The organism is Kineococcus sp. AC630 (assembly GCF_979255925.1).
This window is the reverse complement of the sequence record NZ_CEEDMJ010000002.1, coordinates 297,639-314,429: the sequence shown is the minus strand read 5'-3', so window position 1 is coordinate 314,429 and position 16,791 is coordinate 297,639. Positions and strand designations below refer to the sequence as shown.

At 70.4% G+C, this 16,791-nt stretch carries 14 protein-coding genes; 7 read left to right on the top strand and 7 right to left on the bottom strand.

Annotated features, from left to right (window positions below; all coding sequences use genetic code 11):
- Positions 1-12 precede the first annotated feature (12 nt).
- On the top strand, positions 13-1,503 hold the full coding sequence (locus AC0I8G_RS03465; protein ID WP_471728674.1) for a diguanylate cyclase domain-containing protein: 1,491 nt from the start codon (positions 13-15) through the stop codon (positions 1,501-1,503).
- Here the strand turns inward: AC0I8G_RS03465 and AC0I8G_RS03460 are convergent.
- Genes AC0I8G_RS03460 through AC0I8G_RS03445 form a run of 4 tightly spaced genes read right to left on the bottom strand, consistent with a single transcriptional unit; the run spans position 1,500 to position 8,795 of the window.
- Positions 1,500-2,774, bottom strand: a complete 1,275-nt coding sequence (locus AC0I8G_RS03460) for an alpha/beta fold hydrolase (protein WP_471728673.1) — start codon at positions 2,772-2,774, stop codon at positions 1,500-1,502. The genes AC0I8G_RS03465 and AC0I8G_RS03460 overlap by 4 nt on opposite strands.
- A complete protein-coding gene (locus AC0I8G_RS03455) occupies positions 2,771-6,184 on the bottom strand; it encodes a DEAD/DEAH box helicase family protein (RefSeq protein WP_471728672.1) in 3,414 nt (1,137 codons plus the stop codon). Before AC0I8G_RS03455 ends, AC0I8G_RS03460 begins: the two co-directional genes overlap by 4 nt.
- On the bottom strand, positions 6,181-7,326 hold the full coding sequence (locus tag AC0I8G_RS03450) for a restriction endonuclease subunit S (protein WP_471728671.1): 1,146 nt from the start codon (positions 7,324-7,326) through the stop codon (positions 6,181-6,183). Before AC0I8G_RS03450 ends, AC0I8G_RS03455 begins: the two co-directional genes overlap by 4 nt.
- 11 nt (positions 7,327-7,337) lie before the next feature.
- Positions 7,338-8,795: a type I restriction-modification system subunit M gene (locus tag AC0I8G_RS03445; protein ID WP_471728670.1), complete on the bottom strand. Its 1,458-nt coding sequence runs from the start codon at positions 8,793-8,795 to the stop codon at positions 7,338-7,340.
- A 19-nt stretch (positions 8,796-8,814) separates the two neighbouring features.
- Between AC0I8G_RS03445 and darT the strand changes: the two genes are divergently transcribed.
- Complete coding sequence (gene darT, locus AC0I8G_RS03440) at positions 8,815-9,507, top strand: type II toxin-antitoxin system toxin DNA ADP-ribosyl transferase DarT (protein ID WP_471728669.1); 693 nt, start codon at positions 8,815-8,817, stop codon at positions 9,505-9,507.
- Positions 9,508-9,517: 10 nt separating this feature from the next.
- Entirely contained in the window at positions 9,518-10,579 is a 1,062-nt protein-coding gene (gene darG, locus AC0I8G_RS03435; protein WP_471728668.1) for a type II toxin-antitoxin system antitoxin DNA ADP-ribosyl glycohydrolase DarG, read from the top strand.
- A gap of 1 nt (position 10,580) precedes the next feature.
- On the opposite strand, the gene purE is transcribed toward darG, so the two are convergent.
- Together purE and AC0I8G_RS03425 are read right to left on the bottom strand one after the other, a co-directional pair.
- Positions 10,581-11,102, bottom strand: a complete 522-nt coding sequence (gene purE, locus AC0I8G_RS03430) for a 5-(carboxyamino)imidazole ribonucleotide mutase (protein ID WP_328294869.1) — start codon at positions 11,100-11,102, stop codon at positions 10,581-10,583.
- Positions 11,099-12,328 (bottom strand): 5-(carboxyamino)imidazole ribonucleotide synthase, encoded by a 1,230-nt coding sequence (locus AC0I8G_RS03425; protein ID WP_471728667.1) that lies wholly within the window; start codon positions 12,326-12,328, stop codon positions 11,099-11,101. Before AC0I8G_RS03425 ends, purE begins: the two co-directional genes overlap by 4 nt.
- Before the next feature lie 123 nt (positions 12,329-12,451).
- Between AC0I8G_RS03425 and AC0I8G_RS03420 the strand changes: the two genes are divergently transcribed.
- Both AC0I8G_RS03420 and AC0I8G_RS03415 read left to right on the top strand, forming a co-directional pair.
- Positions 12,452-12,598, top strand: a complete 147-nt coding sequence (locus AC0I8G_RS03420) for a hypothetical protein (RefSeq protein WP_328294867.1) — start codon at positions 12,452-12,454, stop codon at positions 12,596-12,598.
- Positions 12,599-12,706: 108 nt separating this feature from the next.
- The gene (locus AC0I8G_RS03415) at positions 12,707-13,279 is read left to right on the top strand and encodes a GtrA family protein (RefSeq protein WP_471728666.1); all 573 of its coding nucleotides are present in this window, start codon (positions 12,707-12,709) and stop codon (positions 13,277-13,279) included.
- On the opposite strand, the gene AC0I8G_RS03410 is transcribed toward AC0I8G_RS03415, so the two are convergent.
- Positions 13,220-14,020 (bottom strand): biotin--[acetyl-CoA-carboxylase] ligase, encoded by an 801-nt coding sequence (locus AC0I8G_RS03410; RefSeq protein ID WP_471728665.1) that lies wholly within the window; start codon positions 14,018-14,020, stop codon positions 13,220-13,222. The two genes, AC0I8G_RS03415 and AC0I8G_RS03410, sit on opposite strands and share 60 nt — an antisense overlap.
- Before the next feature lie 90 nt (positions 14,021-14,110).
- On the opposite strand from AC0I8G_RS03410, the gene AC0I8G_RS03405 reads away from it, so the two are divergent.
- Together AC0I8G_RS03405 and AC0I8G_RS03400 are read left to right on the top strand one after the other, a co-directional pair.
- Positions 14,111-15,118, top strand: a complete 1,008-nt coding sequence (locus AC0I8G_RS03405; protein WP_471728664.1) for an iron-siderophore ABC transporter substrate-binding protein — start codon at positions 14,111-14,113, stop codon at positions 15,116-15,118.
- Positions 15,119-15,139: 21 nt separating this feature from the next.
- A complete protein-coding gene (locus tag AC0I8G_RS03400) occupies positions 15,140-16,789 on the top strand; it encodes a DUF885 domain-containing protein (protein ID WP_471728663.1) in 1,650 nt (549 codons plus the stop codon).
- Positions 16,790-16,791: the final 2 nt, after the last annotated feature.

Below are 16,791 nucleotides of genomic sequence, written 5' to 3'. Positions count from 1 at the left end.
GATGACTTCCGCGTGACCCGTCCTGTGCTGCGCCGGGCGTTGCGGCGGCCCGAAGGACTGATCGCCCGGACCCGCTGGCTCTTCTGCGGCTCGGCCCTCGTCTCGCTGGCCCTCACGTTGCCGGGCGCCGTGGTGGGCGAACGCGGGAGCACCCTGGTGGGTCTCGCGCTGGCGAGCGCCGCCCTCTGCGCGGTCTGGCTGCGCCGGTACCGCGCGGCCGGGGCCCACTGGTCCACCGACCTGCTCGAGGCCGCGGCGTCGGCCGCGTTCGCGGCCTGCGCCAGCTCCCCGCAGCTCGCCTTCGGGTTCGCCTTCACCGCCATGTGGCAACGCGCCGTCTACGGTTCGTGGCGGTGCGGGGTGGTCCACGCGGTCCTCGTCGCCGCTGCCCTGCTGACCTCGTTGGTCACCTGGCCGCTGCTGCCCGGCCACGCCGGGTCCGTCGTGGTCGGCGGTCTGCTCGGCCCGCTGCCGCTGACGCTGCTCATCAGCGCGGTGGCCCGCCACCTGGCCGGGAGCCTCTTCGCCCGGGAGCAGGCGACCGGACGCCAGGCCGCACTGGCCGGTCTCAGCGCCGGCCTGCTGACCGCGAGCACCCGAGACGAGATCGTGCGTCTGGCCTGGGTCGCGACGGAAGCCGTCTGCTCCGCCACGCCGGGCAGCCACGCCCTCGGCGTCGAGGACGGCGCAGGGCGGACCGCGGTCTACGCCACCACGGGTCTGCAACTACCCGCCTCCACACCGTGGGACCGCGACGCCCTCGCCGGCACCGACGAACCCGCTCCCGTGAGCGGTCCGCTGCTGCAGCGGTTGCAGCAGGTCGGCCACGCCGACCGCTGGATCAGCCTCGCCCTGCCCGCCCCGCGCGGACGACCGACGCGGTGGATCGTCGTCGGCGAGTCCTCGCACACCTCCTCTGGCGAGGTGTCCACCGCCGTCACGGCGGTCTCGCAGCAGGCGGTCCTGGCGCTGCGCGGTCAGGAGCAGCACGACGACCTCGTCCGGGCCGCCCGCACCGACGGGCTCACGGGTCTCGCCAACCGCTCGACGTTCACCCTGGCCCTGGACCAGGAGCTGCGCGCCGGCGCGGACGGCACGGCCGTGCTGTTCTGCGACCTCGACGGGTTCAAACCCGTCAACGACGAACTCGGCCACGCGGCGGGCGACGAACTCCTGTGCCGGGTCGCGGACCGCCTGCGCCGCACGCTGCGTCCGGGTGACCTCTGCGCCCGCCTGGGCGGCGACGAGTTCGTCGTCCTGCTGCGGATCCCCGAGGGCGACGTCCTCGAGGTCGCGACCGCCGTCGCGCACCGGGTGGTGGACCGGGTCAGCGAACCGATCGCCCTCGACGGCCGCACCGTGCAGGTGGGGATCAGCGTCGGGCTGGCGCTGGCCGGGCCGGACGTCGACGCGCACCTGCTGCTGCGCAACGCCGACCACGCCATGTACACGGCGAAGGTGGGCGGCAAGAACCGCCTCCACACCTTCGCACCGGCGTCCTAGCGGCGGGCGAGACCGAACAGCACGTCCAGCAGCCGCCGCCCGTCCATCCGCAGACCGTCGTGCTGGTACTCGTTGGTCACGAACGTGCGTGCACCCCGGATCGCCGCGGCGGTCGCCCGGGAGAACGCGTAGGGCACGAACATGTCGTCGACGTAGACCGCGGCCGCGACGGGGACGGTGTTCCCGGCCAGCACGTCGGCGTCGTAGAGCGGCGGGAGGTCGGCGTCCGCGGCCAGCAGGTCGGCGGCCCCGCGCAACGGGACCAACGCGGGGTCCTCCTCGAACTGCCAGGGGTAGACGTGCTCACCGGTGAACGCGAAACCTCCGGAGAGGTCGAACTCCGGGAACTCCGCCCGCACCCGCTGCGCGGCCCAGTTCGTCGCCGCTCCCTGGGCGTAGATGCTCTCGTGGACCACGGCGTAGAGCGGGTGCGCCGCGAAGGACAGCCGTCGCCCCATCTCGAGCAGGAACCGTTCGCGCAACCGGCCGCTGCGCGTGAACGGGTCCTCCAGCGCGAAGTGCAGGGCGTCGAAACCGGACACCTGCCCCAGGGCGATGCCGATCGTCGCGAACCGCCGGGCGCTGAACCGCTCCCCGCTCGGCAGGAGTTCCTCCTGCTGCTCGAGGTGGTCGGCGACCGCCTGCGCCACCCCCAGGTCGCGGGGGTAGCGGGCGGAGAACTCGGCGTTGCGCACGGCCGTCTGCGCGTACGTCGCGCGGTACACGTCGTCGGCGGTCGTGGCGATCCCCGGGAGGCCGGCGGTGATGAACACCTCGCGCAGACCCTGCGGAGCCTGCGAGAGGTAGGTCGTGAGGCAGAACCCGCCGTAGCTCTGGCCCAGCGCGGCCCAGGTGTCGTCGCCGAGCGCGAGGCGCAGCAGTTCGGCGTCGGCCACGATGGAGTCGGCGCGGAAGTGCCTCAGGTAGCGGGCCTGGTCGGCGGGGGAACCCACCTCGGCGAGGCTCTGGCGGTCCAGCGGCGTGGACCGGCCCGTGCCGCGCTGGTCCAGCAGCACCACGCGGAACTCCTCGAGCGCGCGCTCCAGCCAGCCGCCGACCACCTCGGGCCGGTTCGCGGGGTTTCCCGGTCCGCCCTGGAAGAACACCAGCCGCGGGGCGTCGCGCTGCCCGTCGCGGACGTACTCGCGGGCGAACACCTCGATGCTCCCGGGGTCGGAACCCCGGTGGTCCAGGGGGACGGTGAGGACGTGCTCGTGGACGTCGTGACCGTCGACGCGGTGGGACTCGGTGTGCAGGCTCGGGGTGCTCACGCGACGGCTCCCTGGACGATCGCGTGCCGTCGCACGTCGCGCAGACGGGCGACGATGGCGTCGACCTGCTCGTCGGCGAACACCGAGTCCGGACCGTGCGGTGCCCGGTCGGTGAACGGCGGCGCGTAGAGCGCTTTGACGTCGACGGTGCCGTTGACGGTGAGGTGGTCGATGACGAGCTGCACGAACCGGATCTGGTCGACGCTGAAGGACGTCTCGTCGAGGAACTCCGCGAAGAGCTCCGTCGCCGCTTGCCGGTCGAGACCGACGAGAGACCGGATGAACAAACCGAGGCCTTGCGCCTCTTCGCTCGCCCGGGCGATGTCGGGGCCCTGGGCACCCGATTCCAGAAGCATCTGCTCCAACGCTTCGAGGTCTTCGGGCGTCAGGGCGATGTTGCGGCGCAGCCGTTGCAGCGCCAGGTGTTCCTGGTGCTGACGCAGGTAGGTCGTCGTCTTCTCGCGGAACCGCTCCCAATTCGTCCCGGGGGTGATGCCGGGGAGGTCGACGACGCTCTCCTCCCCCAGTTCGTCAGCGAAGTTCGTGTAGACGACGGCGCGCTGGGACTTCTCGATGAACTGCACGAGGTCCCGCACACGTCGGCGCACGAGTTCCAGGTGCGGCACGGGGACGTCCACCCACCACTCGTCGCCCGCGACCTCGTCGAGCAGCTGGGCCTGGGCTGCGACGACGGGGATGGTCGTGCGGGAGAGCAGGGAGCTCGCGATCTGCTGTACCTGGGTGCGCAGCTGGTCGAACGCACCGACGTCACCGTCGAGGTGGGCGAGCTGCAGACGCAGCAGCAGGAGGTCGAACCGCTTGGCGTTCTCCTCGTCCGCCCCTTCGGACGAGGGAAGACCGGCGAGGTGCTGGGCGGTGTCGCCGGCGCGGTCGGAGGTGAACGGCTGGTGCCACGACGCGGGGTCGACGTAGATCTCGACCCACTCGCGCTGGGGACGGACGAGGAAGTTGTTGACGTTCATACCGGTCACGTATGAGCGGCAGAGGTCGGCGGTGTCGGCTCGTAGTCCACGTTCGTCCTGGTCACCGCGGTCGAGGACGGGGTCGGCCGGTTCCGGGCCGAGCTGGCCGTCGAGACCAGCGAGGAGCGACAGGCGCGCCTGGAACAAGCGCTCCATCAAGGACCGCTGCACGGACCCACCCGTCTCGGGAAGGTCCTGCTGGAAGTACTCCAGGTTGCCGCAGAAGTCGAAGACGAAGAAGTCCGCCTTGTGCTTTCCGGGGCCGTAGAGGTCGGGGCGCAGCCGGGTCCCGCGGCCCATCATCTGCCAGAACTTGCTCTTGGCCCGCACGGTCTTGAAGAAGACCAGGTTGACGATCTCGGGGACGTCGATACCGGTGTCGAGCATGTCGACGGAGATCGCGATGTGGGGGGCCTTGTCGGGCTGGGAGAAGTCGTCGATGAGGGTCTGCGCATAGGGGACGGCGTGGGTGATGACGCGGGCGAAGTGGCCCGCCAGGTGGGGGTAGGCCTGGTCGAACCGCTCTCGGATGAACTCAGCGTGCCGCTGGTTCTTGGCGAAGACAACGGTCTTGCCGAGTCGGTCACCGCCCGCGACCTTGCGCCCGTCGGCCATGAGCTTCGCCAGGACCTTGTCGACGGTGTCGGTGTTGAAGAGGAAGCGGTTGAGCTCCTCCGCGGCCACGGCGTCCGGCGGGTCGACGTCCTCGCCCCACTCGGCGGCGTCCCAGTCGTCCTTCTCCTGCTCGCTCAGACCGTCGTAAGTGATGCCGTCCCGCAGGAACTTCATCGGCACCGCGACGGCGCGGGCGGGCACGAGGAACCCGTCGTCGATGGCCTCGGCGAGGCCGTAGGCGTCGGTGGGGACACCGTCCTCGAGGTGGAACAGCTCGTAGGTGTTGCGGTCGACTTCGTCCTTGGGGGTGGCGGTGAGACCGACGAGGAGGGAGTCGAACCAGGCGAAGATGGACTTGTACTTCTGGTAGACGGACCGGTGGGCCTCGTCGACGATGACGAGGTCGAAGTAGCCGGGCCCGAAGAGCCGCTCGCCACCGTCGGTGACGTCGATGAGGTTCATCATCGTCGGGTAGGTCGAGGCGTAGACCCGGCCCTCGCTGATCTTCTCGGTCACGAGGTTGACGGTCGCGACGTTGGGCAGGTGCTCCTTGAACGCGCCGACGGCCTGGTTGACGAGCGCGGTGCGGTCGGCGAGGAAGAGGACGCGCTTGACCCAGCCGGCCTCCATGAGCTGCTTGACCAACGCGATGACGGTGCGGGTCTTGCCCGCCCCGGTGGCCATGACGAGCAGCGCGGCGCGCTGCTTCTTGGTGAAGGCGTCATCGATCGCCCGGATGGCGCGGGTCTGGTAGGGGCGCCCCACGATCGAGGCGTCGACGGCCGCCCCGGCGAGCGGCAGCCGCGTGGTGCGGCGGGCGACCACGAGCTCGAACTCGCTGCGGGTGAGGAAACCCTGCAGCTTCCGTGGCGGGTACCCGGCGGCGTCGTCCCAGAGCTGGGTGACGTAGCCGTTGGTGAAGAGGATGACGGGTCGACGCCCGGTCATGGCTTCCAGGCAGTCGGCGTAGAGCTTCGCCTGCTGCTGTCCGATGGCCGGGTCCTTCGTGGTGCGCTTGGCCTCGACGACCGCAAGCGGGAAGCCGTCGGCCCCCCACAGGACGTAGTCGACGTACCCGATGCCGCTCTCGGTGGGCATGCCGGTGACCTTGAACTCGCGGTCGTTCTCACCGTCGAGGTGCCAGCCCGCTTCGGCGAGCAGCTCGTCGATGATGAGGGCGCGGGTGGTGGCCTCGTCGTAGTCGCGGTCGTCGCTGGCCGTCGAGGCGGCCTTGGCTGCGGCGATCTGCTGGAGGAGGTCCGCGATCTCGGCGTCCTTGGCGGCCGCGAAGTCGTCCCGTTCCCGCAGCGCCTTGGCGTGCTCCTCGTCCTGCTGCTTGAACCTGGCCGCGAGCTTGACGACGTCGTCCCGGCTCAGCGGGGCCCGCTGCGCGGCGAGGTCAGGGTCGAACGTCGCCTGCCGCGGCACCGCGTCCGGGTTCGTGGAATAACGGAACGCCGCCCACAGCATGACGTGGTGCAGCTCCCGGACCACGTCGAGCGCCGTGCGCGACGGGATCTGCTGGGCGTCGTGGACGGCGCGGTTGCCGACCTTGCGCAGCAGGTTGAGCTTCTGGCCGATGCCGACCGTGATGACCTGCTGGAACGCGGGGTCGTTCAGGCGCGCGGAGAAGTCGTCGCGGTACGGGGCGGGGAGGCGGTTCAGTTCGTAGAGGTGGGCGACAAGCAGCTCCGCTGCACGGCGGGCGTAGAAGCACGCCGAGCGGGGGTCGGAGGCGAAGTAGGACTCGGCGCGGGCGCAGTCGTCCCGGAGGAGCGGCCACTCGGAGGCGAGGAAAGCAAAATTGGTCATCTTTCGGCGAACTCCCTGTCCTGACTGGCCCGGAGCAATGCCTTCAGATGTTGGCGCTGTCTCTGTCCACCCATCTGAACCTGGTCCAACGCCATCAACTCACGTAGGTACTGATCCTGAGCCCGGCGGGACGGGAGGAGCACCTCCACCTCTTGCAGTGCCGACTTGCTAACCAAACCTTTCATCCCACCGGTAGATTTGCGTCGCACCAGCTCCGGAGAAAACCTGAACTGCTCGAGCAGGAATCGCCCCCGAATTTCTTCTCCAGGGATCACCGCATTAATCTGCTGATTGAAGGAGGCGGTTCGATCGAGCATCGAAGCACGGCCGATACTCGAACGACTACCTGCTATGCAGGCAATCAAGACGGAACCTATCGGGGCGGTTCGAGCGATCTTTTCGCCGGATGGCGACAGCCGTTCCCGCGCTGGGGTCGCAAAGGTCGAGCCCAGATTATCGGTCTTTAACCACTCCATCCCGCCCCCATAGTTCGAACTGTCGCTACGGGGCGGAGTGTTTCCGGTGACCACCACGCACGCGTCGCCAAGCTTCACCCTTTCCCCGCCTGACACGTCCTCCGGGTCACCGAAGTACTTGAAGAAAAGCTGTCTACGACAGGAGGCCACGAGCCCAAGCGACTGGTCACGCATGAAAACGAGTCGCTTCACAGCGTCCCATCCCGCTGCTCTGCGACGCTGCTCATCAAGGGAGGGAATCGGGAGCTGAAGATCTTCCAGATAACGGCTGGGTACGCGGCGCTGGCCTCCACTTCCCGTCATCCGACGCTCTCCGGCTTCGAGCACATGAGGCTGTCGCAAGAAGTGCAAGAGGTACCGCCGATCCAGCACAGCAGGATCCGGTCGCACGACGTGAAATTCCGTGGATCCGACCCCGACAGGATGTCGGAGCCGAGCCTCACCAATCTTGCTGTTCTGGAAGCATGGGGTGATCTTCGCCACCAGGATATCTCCGTCGCGGAACATCGTGTACCCCTTAGAGACCTCCTTGAAAGGACGAGAGATCCCACCACTTGTCGCGGCATCCTCTGCGTCGAGGTCGGCCATGCCGACGAACGCGACCGCATCGTCCGGAGCGGGCCTGTCCGCAGTGCTTCGCGGATTAATCTCCGCGAGCTCCCGCAAGGTGACTCGTGTCAACTCAGCATCCCCCTCAGCTCCGCCAGCCCGAGCTGGATCTCTGCTTCCAAAGCCTCCAGTTCGGCAAGGATCTCCACCGGATCGCGCTGCTCCACATCACTGCGGACCACCTCCTTGTACCGGTTGAGCGACAGGTCGTACCCCTGAGCCGCAATGTCCGCCTTCGGCACGCAAAAGCTCTTCTCTGTCCGCGCCCGCTCCCGCTCGCTCCCGTTCCGCTCCCCCCACCGCGCCAGAACATCCAGAAGGTCGTTCGCCTCCACGGGATTGCGCTTGTCGTCCAGCGAGAACCCGTCGGCGGCGACGTCGTAGAACCACACGTCGTCGGTACCGCCGGAGTCGGTCTTGGTGAAGAAGACGATCGCCGTCGACACCCCCGCGTAGGGCTTGAACACCCCCGACGGCAGCTTCACGATCGCGTCGAGTTTTTGGTCCTCGACGAGCGTGCGGCGCAGCTCCTTGTGGGCCTTGCTGGAACCGAACAGCACCCCGTCGGGGACGACGACCGCGGCCCGCCCTCCGGGCTTGAGCAGCCGCAGGAACAGGGCCAGGAACAATTCGGTCTTCTTCGTCTTCACAACGCGCTGCAGGTCCTTCGCCGTCGACTCGTAGTCGAGGCTCCCCGCGAACGGCGGGTTGGCGAGGATGAGGGAGTACAACCCCTCCTCGTCCGAGGCGCCCTCGGACAGCGAGTCGCGGTAACGCACGTCGGGGGACTCGATGCCGTGCAGCAGCATGTTCATGCTGCCGATGCGCAGCATGGTGGAGTCGAAGTCGTAGCCGTGGAACATACTGTGGTGGAAGTGCCGGCGCTGCTCCGCGTTCGTCATGATCGACGGGTGCTCGCGGCGCAGGTACTCCGAGGCGGCGACCAGGAAACCGCAGGTCCCCGACGCCGGGTCGCAGATCTCGTCATCGGGTTGCGGGGCGGTCATGTCGACCATGAGCTGGATGATGTGGCGCGGCGTGCGGAACTGGCCGTTGACCCCGGCGCTGGCGATCTTCGACAGCAGGTACTCGTAGAGATCGCCGTTGGTGTCCCGATCGACCATCGGGATGTCATCGAGCATGTCGACCACCCGCGACAGCAGCGCCGGCGTCGGAATGGTGAAACGGGCATCCTTCATGTGCTCGGAGTACGTCGAACCGTCGACGCCGAGGCGGCGCAGCATGGGGAAGACCTGGTCGGCGATGAGCTGGTGCATGACGCCCGGTTCGAGGTCCTTGAAGCGCGACCACCGCAGGGCGTCCTGCCCCGGCTGGAAGATCGGGGACTCGATCGGCTCCCCCGTGCGCTGAGCCATCTTCTCGTCGCGGGTGTGCAGCTCGTCGAGGCGGCGAATGAAGAGCAGGTACGTGATCTGCTCGATTACCTCGAGGGGGTTGGAGATGCCCCCCGACCAGAAGGCGTCCCAGACGCGGTCGATCCTGCCCTTGAGCTCACCGGTGATCACCTCATCAATCTAACGAGTCGTGACCCTGGGCGACGGTCTTCGCGCCGGACACGGGCAGGATGGCGCCATGCCGCGCCCGCAGCCGACGCTCGTCTTCCACATGACGCGGATCGAGCGACTCGCAGGCATGGTCCAGGAAGGGCTGCTGTCTGACACCGAGTGCCGGCGCCGCGGGATCACCGGGGTCGGGATCGGCTACACCCACCTCAAGGAGCGCCGTGCCCACCGCTGCGTCCCGTGCGGTGCCGGCGGCACCCTTGCGGACTACGTGCCGTGGTACTTCGCCCCACGGAGCCCAATGCTCTTCGCGATCACGAAGGGCCAGGTCGGTGAGGACGCCGCCCGGACGGAGGAGATCGTGTACGTGGTGAGCTCTACTCAGCGGCTGCGGGAGGCGGGTGTCACCGTCGTCACGAGCGACCGGCACGCGGTGCTCCAGCTCGCCCGGCTGAGTGCGGACGACGCCGACCTCGACGGTGACGACTTCGTGGACTGGGGCGTAATGGCAGCACAAGTGTGGACAAGGACGGACGAACATCCCGAGCGCAAGGAGAAGCGCCAAGCCGAGTGCCTGGCCCACCCGTCGGTGCCCTGGTCGGCCGTATCGGGTGTCGCCGTCCGGACGGAGGACGCGGCTCGAAAGGTGGAAGCGCTGCTGCGAGACTGCGGCGTGACGACCTACGTCGGTGTCCGACCCCACTGGTACTTCTGAGGACGTGCTGATGCCTATCACCGTGACGAGCGGGAACCTCCTGGCCCAGGACGTCGACGCCCTCGTCAACACCGTCAACACCGTCGGTGTCATGGGCAAGGGCATCGCCCTCCAGTTCAAGCGGGCCTGGCCCGAGATGTTCACCGCCTACGCGGCGGCCTGCGAGCGCGGTGAGGTGCAGCCCGGGCGGATGCACGTCTGGGAGACAGGCGCGTTGACGGGCCCCCGGTTCATCGTCAACTTCCCCACCAAACGCCACTGGAAGGACCCGTCCCGCCTCGAGGACGTCCGCACCGGTCTCGACGACCTCGTCCGCGTGATCACGAATCTTGGCATCACGTCCATCGCCCTCCCCCCGCTGGGGTGCGGGAACGGCGGTCTCGCCTGGGCCGACGTCGAACCGCTCATCACCAGTGCCCTGGATCCCGTGGCCGACGCGGTGGACGTGCGTGTGTTCGCCCCCGCCGGAGCACCCCCGGCCGCCGAGCAGATCCACCGCGAGCCTGCCCCGCAGCTCACCCCCGGCCGGGCGGCCCTGCTGGCGCTCATGTCCGTCTACGAGCAGCTCACCTTCGAGCCCCCCACCCTCGTCGAGGTGCAGAAGCTCGCCTACTTCCTGCAGAACGCCGGCGAGCCGTTGCGCTTGCACTTCGTCCAGCACCGCTACGGCCCCTACGCGGACGGCCTGCGGAAGTCGCTCCGCGCGATGGAGGGGCACTACATCAGTGGGTTCGGTGACGGCTCCGCCCGCGTCGACGAGGCAGAACCGATCCGGGTGCTCCCGGGGACGGCCACGGAACTCGCGGACTACCTGGCCGAGCACCCCGAGACGGACCGGCGCATCTACGAGGTGCTCAGCGCCATCGAAGGCTTCGAGAGCACCTACGGCCTCGAACTCCTCGCCACCGTCCACTGGGTCCTGCAGCACGACGAGGTGGCGGCGACCTCCTGGGACGACACCCACGCGAAGGTCCGCGAGTGGAGTCCCCGCAAAGCGTCGCTGTTCACGCCGCCGCACGTCGAGACGGCCTGGCGGGCCGTCACTGAACGCCGCCTCGTGCCGGCCAGCTGAGTTAGCCGCCGAAACCCACGCCACCCCGGCGGGTCCGCGCGCGCAGCGCCGAACCCTTGTCGTAGGCGCTCTGGCGCAACGCGTCCTGGAACTGCACCATCCGGGCGCGCAGGTCGGTGTCGGTCGCCGCGAGGATCCGCACGGCCAGCAGACCGGCGTTGCGGGCGCCGCCGATGGACACCGTCGCGACGGGAACCCCGGCCGGCATCTGGACGATGGAGAGCAGCGAGTCCATGCCGTCGAGGTGACGCAACGGGACGGGGACGCCGATGACGGGCAGCGGCGTCACGCTGGCGAGCATGCCGGGCAGGTGCGCGGCCCCACCGGCCCCGGCGATGACGACCTGCAGGCCGCGCTCGGCGGCGGCGGAACCCCAGGCGATCATGTCCTGCGGCATCCGGTGCGCGGAGACGACGTCGGCCTCGTAGCCGACGGCGAACTCGTCGAGGGCCTTGGCGGCCTCCTCCATCACGGGCCAGTCGGAGTCGGAACCCATGACGAGTCCCACACGCACTGCGCTCATTCGTCGATCTCCCCAGCGATGAAGGCCGCCGCGTGCCGGGCACGCGCGCGGACGGTGTCGAGGTCGTCACCGTGGACGGTGACGTGGCCGAGCTTGCGGCCGGCCCGTTGTTCCTTGCCGTACAGGTGCACCTTGACGCCCGGGTCGTGAGCCATGACGTGCAGGTAGGAGCGGTACAGGTCCTCGTGGCGGGACTCGATCTCCCTCGGCCCCAGCACGTTCACCATGACCGTCCACGGGTCGCGGGCCGCGGTGGACCCCAGCGGGAGGTCCAGCACGGCCCGCAGGTGGTTCTCGAACTGGCTCGTCTGCGACCCGTCGATGGTCCAGTGGCCCGAGTTGTGCGGGCGCATCGCGAGTTCGTTGACGAGGACGGTGGGCCGCCCGTCACGCACGACCTCGAACACCTCGACGGCCAGCACCCCGGTGACGCCGAGGCCGCCCGCGATGCTCAGCGCGATCCCCGTGAGCCGGGCGGCGAGCTCGTCGTCGAGGTCGGGGGCCGGGGCGGTGACCTCGTGGCAGACGCCGTCGCGCTGGACGGTCTCGACGACGGGCCAGGCCGCGGCCTGCCCGGACGGGCTGCGCACGACGAGGGCCGCGAGCTCGCGGGTGAAGGGGACGTGTTCCTCGGCCAGCAGCGGACCCCGCTCGGCCCAGTCCGCGAACCAGCCGTCGGCCGTGGTCCAGGCGGGGTCCTCCGGGGAGTCGAGGACGAGGACGCCCTTGCCGTCGTAGCCGCCCCGCGGGGTCTTCAGCACGACCGGCCAACCGGTCTGCGCGGCGAACTCCTCGACCTGCGCGCGGTCGCCGACGCGGGCCCAGCGGGGGCACGGGACCCCGAGCTCGGTGAGCTTCTCGCGCATGACGATCTTGTCCTGGGCGTGCACGAGGGCGTCGGCCCCCGGCTGCACGGAGGTCACCTCGGCCATCGCGCGCAGTCCCGCGGTGGGGACGTGCTCGTGGTCGAAGGTGACGGCGTCGCACTCGGAGGCGAACGCGACGAGCGCCGCGAGGTCGTCGGCCGCACCGATCGGGGCGGGGGTGATGACCTGGGCCGCACTGACGTCGGGGCCCTCGGCCAGCACCCGCAGCCGCAGCCCGAGGGCGATGGCGGGGGGCTGCATCATCCGGGCCAGCTGGCCCCCGCCGACGACGCCGACGACGGGGAACCCACCGGGTCGGGCGTAGGGGGCGGGGTCGGGTCGCGAACCGAGGGTCGACACGTTCGCCGAGGGTAGGCCACCGGACCCGCTCAGCCGTACCCGACGGGTGCCGATGGACCTCTGGGATGCCACCTCTCGTGGGGTGAGTCACCCTGGTCGCACCGTTCCGCTGTCCTGCGGAGCGTGCCCACGGAGGGGGAAGTCCAGTTGTTCACCGTGATCGCCTGCGTGACGTTCGTCGTCATCGGGATCGTCGGAGCGATGAAGATGGAGGACCACCTCGAGCCGAGGTCGGCCCCATCCGACACGCGGGCCCGCTCCGAACGCTGACCTGGAGCCGGTTCCCAGCCTGACCCGTCAGACTGCGTGGCCGCACCGGTGCACGGGCAACGGCCCGGGACGGGTGGCACGGACGAGCGAGAGGGCGGGAACAGCAGCGTGAGCAGGAACGACCAGGGGTTGGTGCGCCGTCTGCGCGACACCTACGAGGTGCTGGCGCGCGAGGCCGCGAAGTTCGGCATCGTCGGCGGGGTCGCCTTCGTCACCGACTTCGGGGTGTTCAACCTCCTCCGCTACGCGGGTGCCGACGGCGTCGGCGTCCTGCACGCGAAACCGCTGACGGCCAACGTCATCTCGACCGTCCTCAGCATCCTGGTCGCCTGGCTGGGCAACCGGTACTGGACGTTCCGGCACCGCCGCCGGGCCTCGGCCCCGCGGGAGCTGCTGCTGTTCTTCGTGATGAACGGCGTCGGTCTGCTCATCTCCCTGGTCTGCCTGGCCTTCACGTACTACGTCCTCGACCTGCGCGGTCCGGTCGCCTCCAACGTGTCCGCCAAGATCGTCGGGGTCGCGCTGGGGACGTTGTTCCGCTGGTGGGCCTACCGCCGCTTCGTCTTCGTCGAGGAGCTCGGCGAGGAGGGCTGGGAGGCCCACCCGCAGCAGCACGCGGGGTCAGCGTCGGCGCAGGTGGACGACGTCAGCCGCCGAGAGGCTCGTCCGGGCGCCGTCTGACCCCTCCACGACCAGCCGTCCGTCGTCGTCGACGTCGACGGCGAGGGCCTCCAGCGCCGACCCGTCGGGCAGGTGCGCCCGCACGTCCTGGCCGATGGTCGCGCTGAGCGCGCGGTAGTCGGCCAGCGGCGACTCCCCCGCGGCCCACGCGTCGACGCGGGTGCGCAGCGCCCGCAGGTAGCGCCGCAGGACGGTGTCGCGGTCGTGGCTGCGCGCCCCGGCCAGCACCAGCGACGTCGCGGTGTCGACGGGCAGTTCGTCGGTGCGCAACGAGACGTTGATCCCGGCCCCGAGCACGACGCGCTCCTGCCGGACCTCGGCGAGGATCCCGCAGACCTTCCCCGGCCGGTCGGGACCCTCGACGAGGACGTCGTTGGGCCACTTCAACCGGGCGCTCACCCCGAGGGCCCCCATCGCGTCGACGACGGCCAGCCCCGTGACGAGCGGCAGCAGCGACCAGTCCGTGACGGGACGTCGCGGGCGCAGCAGCACCGAGATGGCCAGGCCGGAACGCGGCGGTGCCGACCACACCCGGCCCAGGCGCCCGCGCCCGGCGGCCTGGTGGTCGGCGACCAGGACGGCCCCGTCGGGCGCGTCGGTGTCGGCGAGCAGGTCGGCGTTGGTGGAGCCGGTGGTGGCGACGAGGTCGAGACGGCTCCAGAGCCCGTCCCCCACCAGGGCTCGCCGCAGCGGCAGCGCCCGCAGCGGAGGTCGGTCCAGGTCGGTCCACGGCGTGTCCACGCCCCCACGCTACGCACCGGACTTCCTGGAACGGAGGGTCGTGTGTTTAGGTGAGCCTGACCTGACCACCGCTGTCCTCCTGGAGTCCCCGTGCGCCCCAGTCGCCGAGCCCTGCTCGCCACCGCTCCCCTCGCCGCCCTCGTGACCGCCTGCGGCAGTGCGGAATCGACCCAGGACCCGGGCAGCACCCCGGCGGATACCGGCAGTTCCGCCTTCCCGGTGACGATCGAGCACGCCCTCGGCGCGACGACGATCGAGGCCACCCCGACCCGGATCGTCTGCCTCGGCTGGGGCTCGCAGGACGCGCTGTGGGCGCTGGGCCTGCAACCGGTGGGCGTCCCCGAGGTCACCTACGGCGGGCTCGAGGACGGCACCTACCCCTGGTGGGAGGGCCACTTCGACGCCGCGCAGACCGAGTTCCTGCCCAACCCCACCTCGGGCGAGGTCCCCTTCGAGCAGATCACCGCCCTGGCCCCCGACCTGGTCCTCGCGGTGTACTCGGGGATCACGGCCGAGGACTGGACCACCCTCAGCAGGATCGCTCCCACCGTCGCCTACCCCGACCAGCCGTGGCTGACGACCTGGCAGGACCAGGCCACCCTCATCGGCCGGGCCGTCGGCAGGGCGTCGGAGGCGGCGACCCTGGTCGCGGACACCGAGGACGACCTCGCGAACAGCGCCGCCGCACACCCTGCGCTGCGGGGCAGGACGATCACCTACGTCTCGGCCGACCCCGGCACCCTCTACGTCTACCTCCCGGGTGACCCGCGCGTCGACATGCTGTACGAGCTCGGCCTGGTCGACTCCCCGGGCGTGCTGGCGCTGGCCGAGCAGGAGCAGACGTTCTACGCCGAGGTCGCCAAGGAACGCGTGCGCGACGTCGACTCCGACCTCGTCATCGGCTACGGCATGACCCGCGAGGAGCTCCGTGCGGACCCGGTCTACGCGACGATGCCGGCCGTCGCCGCCGACGCGGTCGCCTGGCTCGAGGACCAGTCCCTGGTCAGCGCGACGTCGGCGACGGTGCTGAACATCCCGTGGCAGCTGGAACGGCTGCTGCCGTTGCTGGACGCGGCCGCCGCGAACGCGCGGGAGTGATCACGCGGCTAGTCTCGCGGCGTGCAGAGAGCTGGACGACCCGCCACCGCCGTCGACGCGGTCGCCGAGGGGCACCTCGAGACGGTGCTGCGCCTGCAGCCGACGTTCGCCCTCACGCTGGGGGTGCCCGATCCCGCCCCCGGTCTCGGTGACCGTTCCCCGGCCGGTCTGGAGCAGGTCGCGGCGCTGAACCGCGCGACGCTCGCCGAGCTGGCCGCCACCCCGGTCGTGGACGAGGTCGACCGCGTCACGGTGGCCGCGATGAACGACCGGCTCGGGCTCGAGGTGGCCCTGCACGACGCGGGCGAGACCCTCGGCGACCTCAACGTCATCGCCTCCCCCGTCCAGGACCTGCGGATGGTCTTCGACCTGCTGCCGACGGAGTCCGACGCCGACTGGCAGGTCGTCGGTGAGCGCCTGGCTGCCGTCCCCGACGCGATCACCGGCTACGTGGAGAGCCTGCGCGCGGCCGCGGCGACCGGACGGGTCGCCGCGGTCCGCCAGGTGCGGGCGTGCATCGCCGAGGCCGGGTCCTACGCCGCCCCGGACGGGTTCTTCGCGACGTTCCCCGCGGGCCACGGCGCCGCCGTCGAGCGCGCCGGGGAGCTGGCTGCGCGGGCCTACGCGGGGCTGGCCGACGTCCTGCGCGAAGAACTCCTGCCCCAGGCCCCGAGCGTCGACGCGATCGGCCGCGAGCGGTACGGGTTGTGGTCGCGCTACCACGTCGGCGCCACCATCGACCTCGACGAGACCTACGCGTGGGGCCTGGAGGAGGTCTCCCGGTTGCGCTCGGAGATGGCCGACGTGGCCCGGCGCATCACCGGTTCCCGCGACGTCGCGGCCGCCGCGGCCGCGCTCGACGCCGACCCCGCCCTGGTGGTGGAGGGAGCCGCGAACTTCCGCGCGTGGATGCAGGACCGCTCCGACGAGACCATCGACGCCGTGCAGGGCAGGCACTTCGACATCCCGGCCGAGATCCTCCGCCTCGAGTGCCGGATCGCGCCGACGACGAGCGGCGGGATCTACTACACCGGCCCCAGCGAGGACTTCACCCGCCCGGGCCGGATGTGGTGGGCCGTCCCGAAGGGCCAGACGACGTTCTCGACGTGGCGCGAGGCGACGACCGTGCACCACGAGGGCGTTCCCGGCCACCACCTGCAGGTCGGCCAGACGGCCGTGAACTCCGCGGTCCTGAACCGCTGGCGCCGGCAGGCCTGCTGGATCTCCGGGCACGGCGAGGGCTGGGCCCTCTACGCCGAAAGGCTGATGCAGGACCTGGGGTTCCTGCGCTCCCCGGGCGAGGTCCTCGGGATGCTCGACGGGCAGTTGCTGCGCGCGGGCCGCGTGGTGCTCGACATCGGGATCCACTGCGGCCTGCCCGCGCCCGCCGAGGTCGGCGGCGGCGAGTGGACCTACGAGAAGGCGTGGGCCTACCTGCAGTCGGTGTCCGGCAACCACGCCGACGTCCTGCGCTTCGAGCTCGACCGCTACCTCGGCTGGCCCGGTCAGGCCCCGAGCTACAAGGTCGGCGAGCGCCTCTGGACGGCCCTGCGCGACGACGTCGCCGCCCGCGACGGTGACTCCTTCGACCTGCGCACCTTCCACCACCGGGCCCTCGACGTCGGCTCGGTCGGCCTCGACGTCCTCCGCTCCGCCCTGCTCCCCGCCTGAGC

Bases quoted from the DNA above. Each gene is read 5' to 3' on its own strand.
- AC0I8G_RS03455 (WP_471728672.1), bottom strand. From the start codon at position 6,184: ATGACCAATTTTGCTTTCCTCGCCTCCGAGTGGCCGCTCCTCCGGGAC.
- darG (WP_471728668.1), top strand. From the start codon at position 9,518: ATGCCTATCACCGTGACGAGCGGGAACCTCCTGGCCCAGGACGTCGAC.
- purE (WP_328294869.1), bottom strand. From the start codon at position 11,102: ATGAGCGCAGTGCGTGTGGGACTCGTCATGGGTTCCGACTCCGACTGG.